Genomic DNA, 13902 nt, shown 5'->3' with positions numbered 1-13902 from the left:
CGCGCGGGACCAAGCGCAGCGCGGGACCAAGCGCAGCGCGGGACCAAGCGCAGCGCGGGACCAAGCGCAGCGCGGGACCAAGCGCAGCGCGGGACCAAGCGCAGCGCGGGACCAAGCGCAGCGCGGGACCAGGCGCAGCGCGGGACCGGCGGCGGCTGCGGCAGCGCGGTGCCGGCGGGCCGTCGGCAGCCCGTGCTGCGGCGGCGGCGGCAATTTTGGACAGTTTCCGTTAGGAGCTAACGGAAACTGTCCAAGATAGACAGTCGCACCGCACGATCGGGGCGGTGTGGTCGGGTGTGCGGGGATGGGGTGAGCACGAGTCGCCGCAGCTCGTCGGGCATCACGAACAGGTGCCGCGTCTCGACCGCGTCCCCGTACCGGTCGAGCTGGTAACACTGAATCCAGGTCCAGCCGTACGGCGGATGCCAGTCGACCTGCTCGCGAACGACCCGCACCGCGATCGGCGTGCGAAACTGCGGACTCGCGTCGCGGGTCAGCAGGTACACACCGGGCGCGACCACCGGCGTACCGTCCGGCCGACGCCGCTCACCAGGCACGACGCGGTACGACCACGGCCTGGTCCACCCGTACCCGGGCGTACCGGCGACGGACCTGGAGCGACCCGTCCTTCTGCACCGCGTGCCCGCTCACCTCAGCCCACACGTGGCCGTCCGCCTGCTGCGCCCGGCCGATCACCTCGGCCACGTAGAGCAGCAACTCTCCCGCCCCGGGCAGGTACGCCCCCTCCGGCACACGGATCACGTCCCCCACCGCCACGGTGCCCGACGCCTCCCCTCCGAGCACTGCGGCACACGACGGAGCAGGCGGATATTCGCCGGTGGCCGCAGCAGCCGAAGCCGCGCCCGTACAGAGCGCCGGTGCTCCCGCCGCCCCTGTGGACGACGGCTGCCCGGCCCGGTCGCCGACGGACCTCTCCCCCGTCGGCCGGATCGACGCCTCCCCCGCCGGAACGGTGGGCGTGGACCAGCGCGACGGCGGGACGTCGTTCGTCGGTCTGGGTGTGGACACGGGAGCCTCCTCGTCGCCTCGGTGGACCGGGGGTCGCCGCGGATGCTCGCCCGGCGGCGACCCCCGGGACGAACGCGCCCGCCGGGTCAGGGGGATTGACCTCCACCGAACGCGCCATCTGAACAAGACCTTGCCAAGGGTTGCGGGGCAGTTACACCGCGTAGGAGTCTGTACCGCAGACATTCCGGACGATGTGTTTGGAGCAGGGGATGAATCGGGCCGTTCAGCTTGCGATGGCAGCGGCTGGGGAGACTGCCGACAGTCTCGCAGCTCAGGTTGGGGTAGACCCGAAGACCGCTGCGCGGTGGGTCAGTCAGGGACGCGTTCCGCAGATGCGTCATCGTGCCCGCGTGGCAGAAATCCTGCGGCGGGACATGGAGGACCTCTGGCCGGACGCACTGCGACGTAAGGAGCCCGCGTGGTTCCTGCCGTGGACGCAGATCGAGCGGGAAGCGACCGGACTCCGCTGTTACGAGTCGTCGGTGATTCCGGGGCTTCTTCAAACCGAGGAATACGCGCGGGCCGTGCTCGCCTCCGGGCCTCTGATGGCCGACACCGAAAGCCTCGTCGCACTCAGGATGGAGCGGCAGGCAGCGGTGTTCGACCGGCCTCGACCGCCGCTGGCGGTCTTCGTGATCGACGAAGCCGCGTTACGCCGGGGCGCACCGGAGGTCATGGGACCTCAACTCGACCACCTGATCGCCATGGCGCAGCGGCCGAACGTCATGGTGCACATCGTTCCACTGACGGCCGGTCTACATCCGGGCCAGGCCGGGCCGTTCGTGATCGCCACGACCGCGGACGGAGACGACGTCGGATACCTGGACGATCAGGCCCAGGGACGGATCACCAATGACGTTGCTCCACTCTGGGCCGTCTGGGATACCGTGAGGTCGGTGGCGCTTCCGCGCGACCAGTCCATCGAGTTTCTGAGAGCGCGGGCATGGCTGACCTGACCGGCGCCCACTGGCGCACAAGCACTCGTAGCAGTTCCAACGGCGGGAACTGCGTGGAAGTCACCGACAACTTGCCGGGCATCGTCGGCGTCCGGGACTCCAAGGACCCGGGCGGTCCCGCCTTGGCCTTCGATCCCACCGCTTGGCAGGCGTTCGTCGCCGAACTCACCAAGCGCGCCTGATCGACCACTCCGGACATCCGAGAGCGCTGCCCCCACCGGGACCGGGCGCTCTCACCGTCCCCAGCAGCCGCCCCGACAGCCCCGTCAGCCACAGTCCCCGCCGATCATGGAGTTGTGGCATCGACAAACAGGGGCGTTTCATCAGCCAACGGGCACCACAACTCCATGATCGACACGGCAAATCACGTGACATGGCACAGCACACGATGCGGCGACAGGCGCCTGCGCAGCTCATCGGGGCGGCGGCTGAGGTCGCTACGCTGAATCGCAGATGGAACGCATCAGAAGCGAGGCTCGTTCTCGCTCTTAATCCCTCGATGTCATCAGGAAAGCGGCAGCATCATGGACCTGACCGGCGCACGGTGGCACAAGAGCAGCAAGAGCGGCAACAACGGCGGATCCTGCGTCGAAGTGGCGGACAACCTTCCCCGCACCGTCCTCGTCCGCGACACCAAGGACCGTGACGGCGGGACGCTGGCGTTCGCCCCGACCGCGTGGCAGGCGTTCGTCTCTCAACTCGCCAAACAAGCCTGACCAACCACTCCGGACATCCGAGAGCGCTCGCCCCACCGGGGCCGGGCGCTCTCACCGTCCCCAGCAGCCGCCCCGACAGCCCCGTCAGCCACAGTCCCCGCCGATCATGGAGTTGTGGCATCGGCAAACAGGGGCGTTTCATCAGCCAACGGGCACCACAACTCCATGATCGACGCGGCAAGGCGCGCGACACGGCAAGGCGCGCGACACGGCAAAGCACGCGACACGGCAAAGCACGCGACGCGGCAAGGCGCGCGACACGGCAGAGCAGGCGACGCGACACAGCACGCGACGCGGCACAGCGCGAGGGGTGGAGAAGGGCGGTGGGCGGGGCTCCCGCACCGGGAGTCCCGCCCACCTCACCGTCCTCCGCACCGGAGGTCGGTCGTCTGTGGTGTCAGCCGGCGCGTTCCGTCGCCGCCGACACCTCGGCCCCGAGGGGCACGGTCATGGTGAGCAGGGAGCCGTCGCGTTCGGCGGTGGTGGGTCGGGCCAGCCGACGCAGGGTACGCAGCATGGGGGTGTTGTCCGCCTGGATGTGCAGCACCATTGCCGCGTACCCGGCGGACTCGGCCTGCCGGGTCAACCGGCGCAGCAGGGTCGAGCCGAGGCCGCGCCGCTGCCAGTCGTCCCGGACCAGCAGGGCCAGTTCGGCCTCGTCGCCCTCGGCGAGCAGGTTAGCCATCGCGACGACCGACTCCGCCGCCCCGTCGGAGCCGGTCGTCACGGCGATCAGGGTCTGCCCGCGCGCCGGCTCCAGGAGCTGACGCAGGCGGGCCGGGGTGGGCAGGCAGGCCCCGCCCAGGTAGCGGCGTTGGCGGGTGTCCGCCGAGCACGCCTCGTGCAGTTCGGTCACGGCCGCCAGGTCGTCGGCGACGGCGGGGCGTACGGTCAGCTCGGCGCCGTCCGGCAGGACCACGGTGACCTGCTCGGCGGTGCGGCGGGCCGCGGTGGCGCCCAACTCCAGCAGGGCCTGGGCGCGGGCGTACTCGGCGGGGGTGAAGCTCGGCGCGACCCGGCGCAGCAGGTAGGAGCCGCCGTTGGGGTCGGCCAGCAGCATCGTCGCCTCGTCGACTCCGGCGCGCGTCACGGCGAGCGCCGGACGCCAGGTCACCTCGTCCGCGCCGAGCAGGGCGCGCAGCACCTCGCCGGTCGCGTCCGGGTCGTGGACCAGCCGGGTGGCCAGCCCGAGTACCCGGGTCGGCTGGTCCGCCAGGCCACGCGCCTCACTGCGCGCCACCCAGCAGTCCCGGCCCCGGCCCCGTTCCACGGCGGCGATCAGACCCGCCTCGTCGAGGGTGTCCGGCGCGTCCACGAGGAAGTCGTCGACGGCGCCACGTTCGGTGGTGTGCACCTGCACGGTGAGGATGTTGACTCCACGCAGCGCGAGGCTCGCCGTGAGCACCGACAGGTAGCCCGGCCGGTCGTCCACGGTGGCCCGGATCCGCCACAGCGTCATGGTCGCCTCCTTTCACCTGTCACCCTGGCCTGCGGCTGTTGCGGGCCGGTTGCCCCACCGTGTCCGGCTGCCACGGGCCCTGCGGTCTGCGTCACACCAGGTCGCGGCCGGTCACGGGTTGGCGGTGACGGCCGGGGAGCCGACCAGGTCGAGCCGGTCGCCGAGGATGACCGCGCTGGCCCGGACCAGTTGGGCGAGCCGGTCGACCTCGGTGCTGTGGAAGGCGGCCGGGGTCAGCGTCTCGTTGTGCTCGCGGGAGACCACCAGGACCAGCCCGGCGCGACCGAACGGCGCGACCGCGAAGTGACTGCCGTCGGGCATCGTCATCGACCGGGCCCGCAGCGGGGTCACCTCCGGCAGCCGGGGCGACACCGGCGTACGCCAGCTCGCGTGCCCGACCGTCGCCCCGCCGCCTCCGGTGCGGGAGGCCCAGTCGACCGGTACGACCGCGGCCACGGACCACTCGGCGGCGAGCAGCCCGGGTACCGCGTCGACCAGGGTGGCCAGCCCGTCGGCCGGGTTGGCGGCGACCTGGGCCAGCAACTCGGCGTCCTGCCCGGTGGTGGTGGGCGCGCCGATGGCCCGCCACACCCCGTCGACGCGTACGCCCGGGATCGCGGCCAGGCCGGCCAGCAACCGTTCCACCCGGGCGGCGCCCGGCCAGACCACGGTGAAGTCGTCGACCGCCCGTCCGCCGAGCCGTTCCAGGACGACCACCTGGACGATGTCCGCGCCCGAGACACCGAGGGTGCGGGCCACCTGGCCGAGCGTGCCCGGACGGTCCGGCAGGGTGACCCGTACGCGCAGCAACATCTGAACCCTCCGCTCGGCGGGCCGGCACAATGCCGGCAGGCTGACCCAGAGCTTGGCAGTTGACCATTTCGTCCCTGTTGCTGCGGCATGTCCCCTGGGCAAAACCTGACCTTGACAACCCGTCGGGGCTGCCATCAACTGTCCGAATGACCGATCCGGCTGCCCGTTCCCCCGCCGGTCTGGACCTGGACCGCCTCGGCGCGTACCTCGCGACGCATCGACCCGAGTCGACCGGGGCACCGCTGCGCGCCGACCTGATCGCCGGTGGGCGGTCGAACCTCACCTACCTGGTCCACGCCGGCGATCGTGACCTGGTGCTCCGGCGACCACCGCTCGGGCATGTGCTGGCCACCGCGCACGACATGACCCGCGAGTTCCGGGTGATCTCGGCGCTGGCCGCCACCGACGTGCCGGTCCCCCGCGCCCTGCTGCTCTGCGCCGACCCGGACGTGCTCGGCGCGCCGTTCTATCTGATGGAGCGCGTTCCCGGCGAGGTGTACCGGAGTCGCGAACAGACCGACCGGCTCGGCGCGGGGCAGCGGCACGACCTGGCCATGGCGATGATGGACACCCTCGCCACGCTGCACACCGTCGACCCGGCGGCGGTCGGCCTGGCCGACTTCGGTCGCCCCGACGGCTACCTGGCCCGGCAGGTACGCCGCTGGGCCGGGCAGCTCGACCGGTCCCGCAGCCGACCGCTGCCCGACATCGACGAGCTGCGCGACCGGCTCGCCGCCACGGTCCCCGACAGCACCGGTACGGGCCGGATCGTGCACGGCGACTACCGGCTGGACAACCTGCTCGCCGCAGTCGACCCGGCGGCCGGATCGATGAGCGTGACCGCGGTGCTGGACTGGGAGATGGCCACGCTCGGCGACCCGCTGGCCGATCTCGGGCTGCTGTTGACGTACTGGGACGTCCTGGGCGGCGGCGTCGCCACCGTCGACAACCCGGTCGCCGACGGGCTCGGCCCGCGCGCCGGGTTCCCGACCGGCGCGGAGCTGATCGACCGGTACGCCGCCCGCAGCGACGTCGACGTCGGCCCGCTCGACTGGCACGTGGCACTGGGCTGTTTCAAACTCGCGGTGATCTGCGAGGGCATCCACTACCGGCACACCCTCGGGCAGACCCTCGGCGAGGGTTTCGACACCATCGGCGGCATGGTCGCGCCGCTGGTCGCCCACGGACTGGCCACGCTCAGGGAGGCATGATGCACTTCGGGTACGACGACCGCACCGAGCAGTTGCGCGGAGAGCTGACCGAGTTCCTGACCGACCACGTCTACCCGGCCGAGGCCGTGTACGCCGCCGAGGTGGCCGCTGCCGGTGACCCGTGGGCCCGGCCGCCGGTGCTGGCGCGGTTGACCGACGAGGCCCGTCGGCGTGGCCTGTGGAACCTCTTCCTCCCCGATCCGCGCCACGGTGCCGGGCTGACCAACCTCCAGTACGCGCCGCTGGCCGAGTTGACCGGCCGCAGCCCGCACCTGGCCCCGGAGTCGCTCAACTGCGCCGCGCCGGACACCGGCAACATGGAACTGCTCGCCGAGTTCGGCTCCCCCGCCCAGCAGGAACGGTGGCTCGGCCCGCTGCTGGCCGGCGAGATCCGCTCGGCGTTCTGCATGACCGAACCCGACGTCGCCTCCTCCGACGCGACGAACATCGCCACCGCCATCCGCCGCGACGGCGACCACTACGTGATCGACGGCCGCAAGTGGTGGTCGTCCGGGGCGATGGACCCGGCCTGCGAGATCTTCATCGTGATGGGCAAGACCGACCCGGACGCCGACCGACACCAGCAGCAGAGCATGATCCTGGTCCCCCGGGACACCCCCGGGGTCACGGTCCGCCGGGGGATGACCGTCTTCGGCTTCAGCGACGCCCCGCACGGTGGTCACGCCGAGATCGACTTCGACGGCGTACGAGTCCCGGCGGAGAATCTCGTGGGCGCCGAGGGCACCGGGTTCGCCATCGCCCAGGCCCGGCTCGGCCCCGGCCGCATCCACCACTGCATGCGCCTGATCGGCATGGCCGAACGGGCCCTGGAGCTGCTCTGCCGTCGGGCCGCCGACCGGGTCGCGTTCGGCCGCCCCCTGGCCGAGCAGGGCGTGGTGCGGGAGTGGATCGCCGAGTCCCGGGTCCGCATCGAGCAGGCCCGCCTGCTGGTGCTCAAGACCGCCTGGCTGATGGACACCGTCGGCAACAAGGGCGCGCACACCGAGATCCAGGCCATCAAGATCGCTACCCCGGCGATGGCCGAGTGGGTGATCGACAAGGCGATCCAGACGTACGGCGCAGCCGGCGTCAGCCAGGACACTCCCCTGGCCGCACTCTGGACCCACGCCCGTACGCTCCGCCTCGCCGACGGCCCCGACGAGGTGCACCGCGCCAGCCTCGCCAGACGCGAACTACGCCGCTGGACCCGCCCCACCTGACACGCCGCCCCCACCGTCCCTCGGCCGACCGTCGCTCGACGCGCCGTCACCCCGGCCTAGCGTCGCTCCACGCAGCATCACCCTGGGCCTACCGTCGGCCGGCCCGCCGTCGCCGGCCCTGTTCCGACCGGCCGCCATGCGCCGTGCGGCGGCAGCACCCTGACCGAGCAGTACTGCCACCCCGGCGCCTGTCGAGCTGAGAGCAGAGACGGATCACCGATAGCCCACTCGGCAGCGAGCAGCCAGCGGCGGCTCGTCCGGCATCGAGCACCAACGGCGGCCCATTCGGCATCGAGCACCAACGGCGGCCCATTCGGCGGGGCCGGCCGAAAGGGGCCAAGCGGTGTAGAGGAACGGGGCAAGGTCAACCGGCTGCGGCCAGCGATGAGGTCAAGCGGGAGCGCGGTTCGGTAGCGGCAGGCCGGGAGGTGATAGCGAAAACGGTTCAGCTCGACAGTGCCCGAAGCAGGGGTAGGTCACGGCCTCGGTTCTTCCTGAGTTCCCGACCGGCGATCTGGGCGATCGAGCGGCCGGCGGGCTCACTGCCGGTGAGCGTGTCGCGGCGGCCTCCGCCCGGAAGGGTCCGCTTCACGCACTCGCTGCCGACCACGCTCTCAGTTGTCGTGCACCCACCCGGCCGCTGGTCATCAGGCACAGGCAGGCTCTGGGGTGTGCGTCAGGCGGTGGCGCGCTCGACGAGTTGGGTGTCCAGGACGATGTGCGGGTCGGGGATCTCGTCGCCGCGGATGCGGGCCACCAGCAGGCGGGCCATCTGCCGGCCCATCTCGTCGACGGGCTGGAACACCGAGGTGAGCGGCGGGTTGGCCTGTCGGGCGATGGGTGCGTCGTCGAAGCCGATCACGGCCACGTCCTCCGGTACGCGGCGGCCGGTCTCGCGCAGCGTCCGCATGGCGCCGAAGGCCATCAGGTCGGCGGCGACGAAAACCGCGTCCAGGTCGGGGCAGCGGTCCAGCAGTTGCCGCATCGCGGTCGACCCGCTCTCCTCGCTGAAGTCGCCGTACCCGATCAGGTCGGGGTTGACGCCGAAGCCGGCGGTGCGGACCGCGTCCCGGTAGCCAGCGAGCCGGGCCAGGCCGGCGCCCATGTCCTGCGGGCCCGCGATGGTGGCGATCCGGCGTCGTCCCCGGGCGGCGAGGTACTCCACGGCCTGCCGCGCGCCACCGGCGTTGTCCACGTCGACGAAGGAGGCGGGCTGGGCCTCGGGGTGCAGCATCCGCGCCGGGCGTCCGCCCAGCACGGTGGGCAGGCCCCGCTCCTCCAGAAGGGTGGGCAGCGGGTCGGAGTCGTGCAGCGACAGCAGCAACACCCCGTCCACGTGCTGGTTGGTCAGGTGGTGCTCGACCCGTTCCCGCTCCAGCGGCGACTGGGCCATCGCCAGCCAGAGCTGCAACGGCGTCTCCAGCAGGACCGAGCTGATCCCGCGCACGATGCCGGCGAAGAACGGCTCGGCGAAGATGCGCTCACCGGATTCGCTGACCACCAGGGCCACCGAGTCGGTGCGTTGGGTCACCAGGGCGCGGGCCGCCCGGTTCGGCACGTACCCCAGCTCGGCGATGGCCTGCTGCACGGCGGCGCGGGCCTCGGGACTCACCTGGGGGGAGCCGTTGACCACGCGGGAGACCGTCCCGCGGCCGACTCCGGCGCGGGCGGCGACCGCGTCGAGGGTCGGGCGCCCGAGCGACCGGGTGCGCTGCGTTGTCATCGTCTGCTCCTCCGACATGGGCGGACCCGGCACCTGGTTCAGCGTCGGTGCCGGGCCACCCGTTACTGGCTGGCCGTCGCCTTATTGTGCGGCCAGACCGTTGCGTCGGATCACCTCCGCGTACCACCTGGCGCTGGACTTGGGGATACGAGTCTGGCTGTCGTAGTCGACGTAGATCATTCCGAACCGCTTGGTATAACCCCAGGCCCATTCGAAATTATCCAACAGCGACCAGGCGAAGTATCCCCGCAGGGGCACGCCGGCGCTGATCGCCTCGTGCGAGGCGCGCAGGTGGGCGTCGAAGTACGCCAGCCGGTCGGCGTCGTCGACCTGGCCGTCGATCACCGCGTCGACGAAGGCCGAGCCGTTCTCGGTGACGTAGAGCGGCAGGTCGGTGTACTCCTCGTGCACCCGGCGCAGGGTCTCGACCAGGCCGGGAGCATCGATCTCCCAGTTCATGTCGGTGACCGGGTAGCCCCGGGTGACGAACCGGACGTTCTCGCTGCCCGGCCAGGTCGACGGGGCCCGCCAGTACTCCTCCGGGTCTTCCCCGGGCACCGGCGCGGCCACCACGTGCCGGCTGTAGTAGTTGATGCCGACCACGTCCAGCGGGCTGGAAATGATCTCCAGGTCACCGTCGTGGACGTGCCCGAAGTCGGTCACCTTCGCCAGGTCCGCGACCAGGTCCTCCGGGTACGACCCACGCAGGATCGGGTCCAGGAAGAACCGGTTGGCCAGCCCGTCGATGCGCCGGGCCGCGTCCAGGTCCCCGGGCGTGTTGCTGGCCGGGGTCACCGGGTACAGGTTGACGGTCACGCCGAGCTGGGCGCTCGGGATGGCCGCGCGCAGCGCCTGGACGGCGAGCCCGTGGCCGAGCATCAGGTGGTGCCCGGCCCGGACCGCGTCCGCACCGTTCTGGCGGCCGGGCGCGTGCACGCCCGAGCCATAGCCGAGGAACGCCGAGCACCACGGCTCATTGAGCGTCGTCCAGTACTTCACCCGGTCGCCCAACGCACCCGCCATGAGCTGCGCGTAGTCGGCGAACCGGGCGGCCGTGTCGCGGGCCGGCCAGCCACCGGCGTCCTCCAGCTCCTGGGGCAGGTCCCAGTGATAGAGGGTGAGCCACGGCTCGATGCCGTTGGCCAGCAGCTCGTCGACCAGCCGCTGGTAGAAGTCCAACCCCTCGGCGTTGGCCGGGCCCGTGCCGCCCGGCTGCACCCGCGGCCACGACACCGAGAACCGGTACGACTTCAACCCCAACTCGGCCATCAGGCGAACGTCGTCACCGAGCCGGTGGTAGTGGTCGCAGGCGACGTCGCCGGTGTGCCCGGCGACCGTCCGGCCCTCGGTGTGGCTGAAGGTGTCCCAGATCGACGGGGTACGGCCACCCTCGCTCGCCGCGCCCTCGATCTGGTAGGCGGCGGTGGCCGCGCCCCAGAGGAAGTCGGACGGGAAGGTCAACGGCGCGCGTTCGTCGAGGACACCCACCGCGGGTGGGATGGCGGGGTTGCTCACGACTTGACAGCACCTTCCATGATGCCGCCGATGATCTGGCGGCCGAACAGGATGAAGACCAGGACCAGTGGCAGGGTGCCGACCGCCGTTGCGGCGAAGACCTGGGAGTAGTCGGTGTAGTAGGCGTACGAGAGGAAGGAGAGCGAGACCTGGAGGGTCGGGTTCTCCGGGGTGAGGATCGCGTACGGCCAGAGGAAGGAGTTCCACGTCTCCATGAAGGTCAGCAGACCGAGGACGGCCGCCGCCGGGCGCAGCGCGGGCAGCACGATGTTCCAGTAGATCCGGAACGTGCTGGCACCGTCGACCCGACCGGCCTCGATCAGTTCGTCGGAGATCGCCTGGCTGGCGTACTGCCGCATCATGAACACGCCGAACGCGCTGACCAGGAACGGCACGGTGACGGCGTAGAGCGTGCCGTACCACTTCAGTTCCTGCATCATGCCCCAGAGCGGGATGATGCCGAGCTGGGTCGGGATCATCATGGTGATGACGATCATCAGCAGCAGGATGTTGCGGCCCCGGAAGCGCAGCTTCGCGAAGGCGAAGCCGGCCAGCGAACCGGTGAGGACCACCGACAGGGTCACCACCGAGGAGACGATGATCGAGTTCATCAGACCGGTGAGGAAGTTGGCCGCGTCGTTGTCGAGGACGCGCCCGAAGTTGTCACCGAAGGCACCGCCCGGGGTGAGCGGCGGCGGTACGTCGTTGATCGAGTCCAGGGTGCGGGTCCCGATCACGATCATGTAGTAGAACGGGTAGATCGACAGCAGCGCCGCCAGGACGAGCGCCATGTAGGTCAGCGGACTGGTGCGCCACAGGCGCCGGGAAGCGGAGGTCACAGCTCTCTCCTCACTTGGCCGAACGGCGGACGAGTAGGAAGTTGAGCAGCGACATCAACGCGATGATCAGGAAGATCGCCCAGGCGACGGCGGCGCCGTAGCCGGCGGTGTTGAGGTTCTCGATGCCCTTCTCGTACATGTACATCGCCAGGGTCTGGAACTCCCGCTGGTTACCGCCGAGGATGCTGCCGTTGGCGAAGAGCAGCGGCTCGGTGAAGAGCTGCATGCCGCCGATCGTGGAGAGGATGATCACGAAGATCAGGGTGGGCCGGACCATGGGCACGGTGATCTGCCAGAACTGCCGCCACGGGCCGGCGCCGTCGATCGAGGCCGCCTCGTAGAGGTCCTTCGGGATGGCCTGCATCCCGGCGAGCAGGATCAGCGTGTTGTAACCGACCCAGCGCCAGTTGACCATGGTCGCGATCGCGGTCCAGGAGCTCCACCGCTGGCCGTCCCAGTCGATGTTGTCGACGCCGACGAAGCTGAGCAGCCAGTTGATGAGGCCGAACTCCCGCTGGAACAGCATGCCGAAGACGATCGCGACGGCGGCCACCGAGACCACGTTCGGGATGAAGATCGCCAGCCGGAAGAAGGTCTTGGCGCGCAGCAGGGTGCTGTTGAGCAGGTTCGCCAGGAAGAGCGCGAGCAGCAACTGCGGGATGGTCGACAGCGCGAAGATGCCGAACGTGTTGTAGAGCGCGTTCCAGAAGTAGTCGTCCTTGATCAGGGCGGCGTAGTTGTCGAGCCCGATGAACGTCTGGTCGCCGATCATGTCCCAGTCGTGCAGGGACATCCAGGCGGTACGCAGCATCGGGTACAACCCGAAGATGCCGAAGATCAGGAAGAACGGCGCGATGTAGAGGTACGGGGAGTACTTCAGATCCAGGCGGTTGAGCAGGTGCCCGCGACGACGCGGGGGCTCGGAGCCCGGTGGTGTGACGTTCGACGGGGGGGCCGTCGTGGCCGAGAGGCTCATGATTTTCCTTTCCCGGCGAGAGCCCTTCCGAGGGGGGCCCGCGCGCAGGGTGCAACCCAGACGGGGACCGACCGGTGGCGCCCGGGGTAGTCCCCGGACGCCACCGGTGGGAAATCACTGTCAGAAGGCGCCCTGGATGGCGGCGTCCTTCACGAACTGCTCCCAGGCCTTGTCCTTGTTGGCCTGCCCGTTCTCGAACGACCGCAGAGCCGGCTCGAGCGCGTTCTCCTTGACCGCCTGGTGCTTCGGGCCGAGGTGGACCGGCTCGATCTTGGCGACGCTCTCACCGAAGATCTTGCCGGTCGGCGCGTCGCTGAAGTACTCGTTGGTGTAGCTGAGGAACGCCTCGTTCTTCAGCGCCTCCAGGTTGGTCGGCAGCGGGCCCTTGAGCTTGAAGGCCTCGACCTGGCTGGTGGCGTTGGTCAGGAACTCGGCGAGCTTCGCCGCCTCCTTCTGGTGCGCGCTCTGCTCCGGCACGGCCAGCCACGAGCCGCCCCAGTTGCCGCCGCCGCCCGGCACGGCCGCCACGTCCCACTTGCCCTTGTTGGCCTCGCCGGAGTTGTCCGCGACGATGCCCAGCATCCAGGACGGGCAGAAGGTCGCCGCGAAGGTGCCCTGCTTGAAGCCGCCCGACCACTCCGGCGACCAGGTCGCCGCCTTGGCGGAGATGTCCGACATCGAGGTCGCGGTGTCCCACGCGGCCTTCACCGCGGGGCTCTTGTCCGCGATGATGTTGTTCTCCTTGTCGTAGAACAGGTCGCTGCCCTGCTGGAACAGCACACCGTTCGAGACCGCGGTGATCGAGTCGATGAACGCCTTGCCGGTCGCGTCCTTGTACTTCTTACCGGCCTGGTGGAAGCCGTTCCAGTCCGGCCAGAGCGCCGACACCTGGTCACGCTCGGTGGGCAGGCCGGCCGCCTGGAACAGGTCCTTGCGGTAGCAGACCGCGAGGCTGCCGACGTCGGTCGGCAGGCCGATCAGGCGCCCGTCGGGAGCCTTGCCCAGCTCCCACTTCCACGGCAGGTACTCCTTGGAGTGGTCCTCGACCAGCGGGGTCAGGTCGACCCAGTTGCGCGGGTTGGCCTTGAACTCGTTGAGGATGCCCTCCTCCAGCGCGGTGACGTCCGCCGCGCCCTTGCCGGTGGCCAGGTACCGGACCAGCTTCGGCCGGTACTCGCCGAGCTGCGCGGTCTTCCGCAGCTCGATCTTGATGCCGCTCTGCTGCTCGTACTGCTTGACGAGCTCGTCGTAGCCCATCTCGCCGAAGGTGTCGACGACCAGCTTGGCGGGCTTGCCGCCCTCGCCGGTGTTGCTGTCGTCGCTACCGCAGGCCGCGAGACCGCCGACAGCGGTGACCGCCGCCAGCGCGCCTGCCGCCAGGCGGGTACGCCGCGTGGTGAGGCTCATCCTGACCCCTCTTTCAGTGGTGAGGCTGGTTTATGTGT

The 13902-nt window shown here is 70.4% G+C and carries 14 protein-coding genes; 5 read left to right on the top strand and 9 right to left on the bottom strand.

Annotated elements, in window-relative coordinates; translation table 11 throughout:
• Nucleotides 1–236: 236 nt before the first annotated feature.
• Together ABT008_RS06115 and ABT008_RS06110 are read right to left on the bottom strand one after the other, a co-directional pair.
• On the bottom strand, nt 237–521 hold the full coding sequence (locus ABT008_RS06115; protein ID WP_350694036.1) for a hypothetical protein: 285 nt from the start codon (nt 519–521) through the stop codon (nt 237–239).
• A gap of 25 nt (nt 522–546) precedes the next feature.
• A complete protein-coding gene (locus ABT008_RS06110) occupies nt 547–762 on the bottom strand; it encodes a hypothetical protein (protein WP_350694034.1) in 216 nt (71 codons plus the stop codon).
• 476 nt (nt 763–1238) lie between these two features.
• Between ABT008_RS06110 and ABT008_RS06105 the strand changes: the two genes are divergently transcribed.
• The 3 genes from ABT008_RS06105 (at nt 1239) to ABT008_RS06095 (ending at nt 2701) form a co-directional block, all read left to right on the top strand.
• Nucleotides 1239–1985 (top strand): Scr1 family TA system antitoxin-like transcriptional regulator, encoded by a 747-nt coding sequence (locus ABT008_RS06105; protein WP_350694032.1) that lies wholly within the window; start codon nt 1239–1241, stop codon nt 1983–1985.
• The gene (locus tag ABT008_RS06100) at nt 1973–2167 is read left to right on the top strand and encodes a DUF397 domain-containing protein (protein WP_350694030.1); all 195 of its coding nucleotides are present in this window, start codon (nt 1973–1975) and stop codon (nt 2165–2167) included. Before ABT008_RS06105 ends, ABT008_RS06100 begins: the two co-directional genes overlap by 13 nt.
• Before the next feature lie 348 nt (nt 2168–2515).
• Complete coding sequence (locus tag ABT008_RS06095) at nt 2516–2701, top strand: DUF397 domain-containing protein (protein WP_350694104.1); 186 nt, start codon at nt 2516–2518, stop codon at nt 2699–2701.
• A 397-nt stretch (nt 2702–3098) separates the two neighbouring features.
• Here the strand turns inward: ABT008_RS06095 and ABT008_RS06090 are convergent, their stop codons facing one another.
• Complete coding sequence (locus tag ABT008_RS06090) at nt 3099–4160, bottom strand: GNAT family N-acetyltransferase (RefSeq protein ID WP_350694028.1); 1062 nt, start codon at nt 4158–4160, stop codon at nt 3099–3101.
• Nucleotides 4161–4271: 111 nt separating this feature from the next.
• On the bottom strand, nt 4272–4973 hold the full coding sequence (locus tag ABT008_RS06085; RefSeq protein WP_350694026.1) for an ACT domain-containing protein: 702 nt from the start codon (nt 4971–4973) through the stop codon (nt 4272–4274).
• Nucleotides 4974–5119: 146 nt separating this feature from the next.
• Here ABT008_RS06085 and ABT008_RS06080 point away from each other — a divergent pair, with 146 nt between their 5' ends.
• Together ABT008_RS06080 and ABT008_RS06075 are read left to right on the top strand one after the other, a co-directional pair.
• Entirely contained in the window at nt 5120–6184 is a 1065-nt protein-coding gene (locus ABT008_RS06080) for a phosphotransferase family protein (protein WP_350694025.1), read from the top strand.
• Complete coding sequence (locus ABT008_RS06075; protein ID WP_350694023.1) at nt 6184–7404, top strand: acyl-CoA dehydrogenase family protein; 1221 nt, start codon at nt 6184–6186, stop codon at nt 7402–7404. Before ABT008_RS06080 ends, ABT008_RS06075 begins: the two co-directional genes overlap by 1 nt.
• A gap of 676 nt (nt 7405–8080) precedes the next feature.
• Here ABT008_RS06075 and ABT008_RS06070 read toward each other — a convergent pair.
• The 5 genes from ABT008_RS06070 to ABT008_RS06050 all read right to left on the bottom strand — a co-directional run bounded on the left by ABT008_RS06070 (nt 8081) and on the right by ABT008_RS06050 (nt 13864).
• A complete protein-coding gene (locus ABT008_RS06070) occupies nt 8081–9127 on the bottom strand; it encodes a LacI family DNA-binding transcriptional regulator (protein ID WP_350694022.1) in 1047 nt (348 codons plus the stop codon).
• A gap of 81 nt (nt 9128–9208) precedes the next feature.
• Nucleotides 9209–10642 (bottom strand): GH1 family beta-glucosidase, encoded by a 1434-nt coding sequence (locus ABT008_RS06065; protein ID WP_350694020.1) that lies wholly within the window; start codon nt 10640–10642, stop codon nt 9209–9211.
• Nucleotides 10639–11481, bottom strand: coding sequence for a carbohydrate ABC transporter permease (locus tag ABT008_RS06060; protein WP_350694018.1), 843 nt, complete (start codon nt 11479–11481; stop codon nt 10639–10641). Before ABT008_RS06060 ends, ABT008_RS06065 begins: the two co-directional genes overlap by 4 nt.
• A 10-nt stretch (nt 11482–11491) precedes the next feature.
• The gene (locus ABT008_RS06055) at nt 11492–12457 is read right to left on the bottom strand and encodes a carbohydrate ABC transporter permease (protein WP_350694016.1); all 966 of its coding nucleotides are present in this window, start codon (nt 12455–12457) and stop codon (nt 11492–11494) included.
• A 120-nt stretch (nt 12458–12577) separates the two neighbouring features.
• Nucleotides 12578–13864 (bottom strand): ABC transporter substrate-binding protein, encoded by a 1287-nt coding sequence (locus ABT008_RS06050; protein WP_350694015.1) that lies wholly within the window; start codon nt 13862–13864, stop codon nt 12578–12580.
• Nucleotides 13865–13902 lie beyond the last annotated feature (38 nt).

The organism is Micromonospora sp. NPDC002389 (genome assembly GCF_040296095.1).
Classification (GTDB): Bacteria; Actinomycetota; Actinomycetes; order Mycobacteriales; family Micromonosporaceae; genus Micromonospora.
The sequence above is the reverse complement of the archived record's forward strand: the minus strand, read 5'-3'. Positions and strand labels throughout refer to the sequence as shown.

Excerpts from the sequence above, each read along its gene's own strand:
- ABT008_RS06105 (WP_350694032.1), top strand. The coding sequence starts at position 1,239 with ATGAATCGGGCCGTTCAGCTTGCGATGGCAGCGGCTGGGGAGACTGCC.
- ABT008_RS06100 (WP_350694030.1), top strand. The coding sequence starts at position 1,973 with ATGGCTGACCTGACCGGCGCCCACTGGCGCACAAGCACTCGTAGCAGT.
- ABT008_RS06090 (WP_350694028.1), bottom strand. The coding sequence starts at position 4,160 with ATGACGCTGTGGCGGATCCGGGCCACCGTGGACGACCGGCCGGGCTAC.
- ABT008_RS06085 (WP_350694026.1), bottom strand. The coding sequence starts at position 4,973 with ATGTTGCTGCGCGTACGGGTCACCCTGCCGGACCGTCCGGGCACGCTC.
- ABT008_RS06080 (WP_350694025.1), top strand. The coding sequence starts at position 5,120 with ATGACCGATCCGGCTGCCCGTTCCCCCGCCGGTCTGGACCTGGACCGC.
- ABT008_RS06075 (WP_350694023.1), top strand. The coding sequence starts at position 6,184 with ATGCACTTCGGGTACGACGACCGCACCGAGCAGTTGCGCGGAGAGCTG.
- ABT008_RS06070 (WP_350694022.1), bottom strand. The coding sequence starts at position 9,127 with ATGACAACGCAGCGCACCCGGTCGCTCGGGCGCCCGACCCTCGACGCG.
- ABT008_RS06055 (WP_350694016.1), bottom strand. The coding sequence starts at position 12,457 with ATGAGCCTCTCGGCCACGACGGCCCCCCCGTCGAACGTCACACCACCG.
- ABT008_RS06050 (WP_350694015.1), bottom strand. The coding sequence starts at position 13,864 with ATGAGCCTCACCACGCGGCGTACCCGCCTGGCGGCAGGCGCGCTGGCG.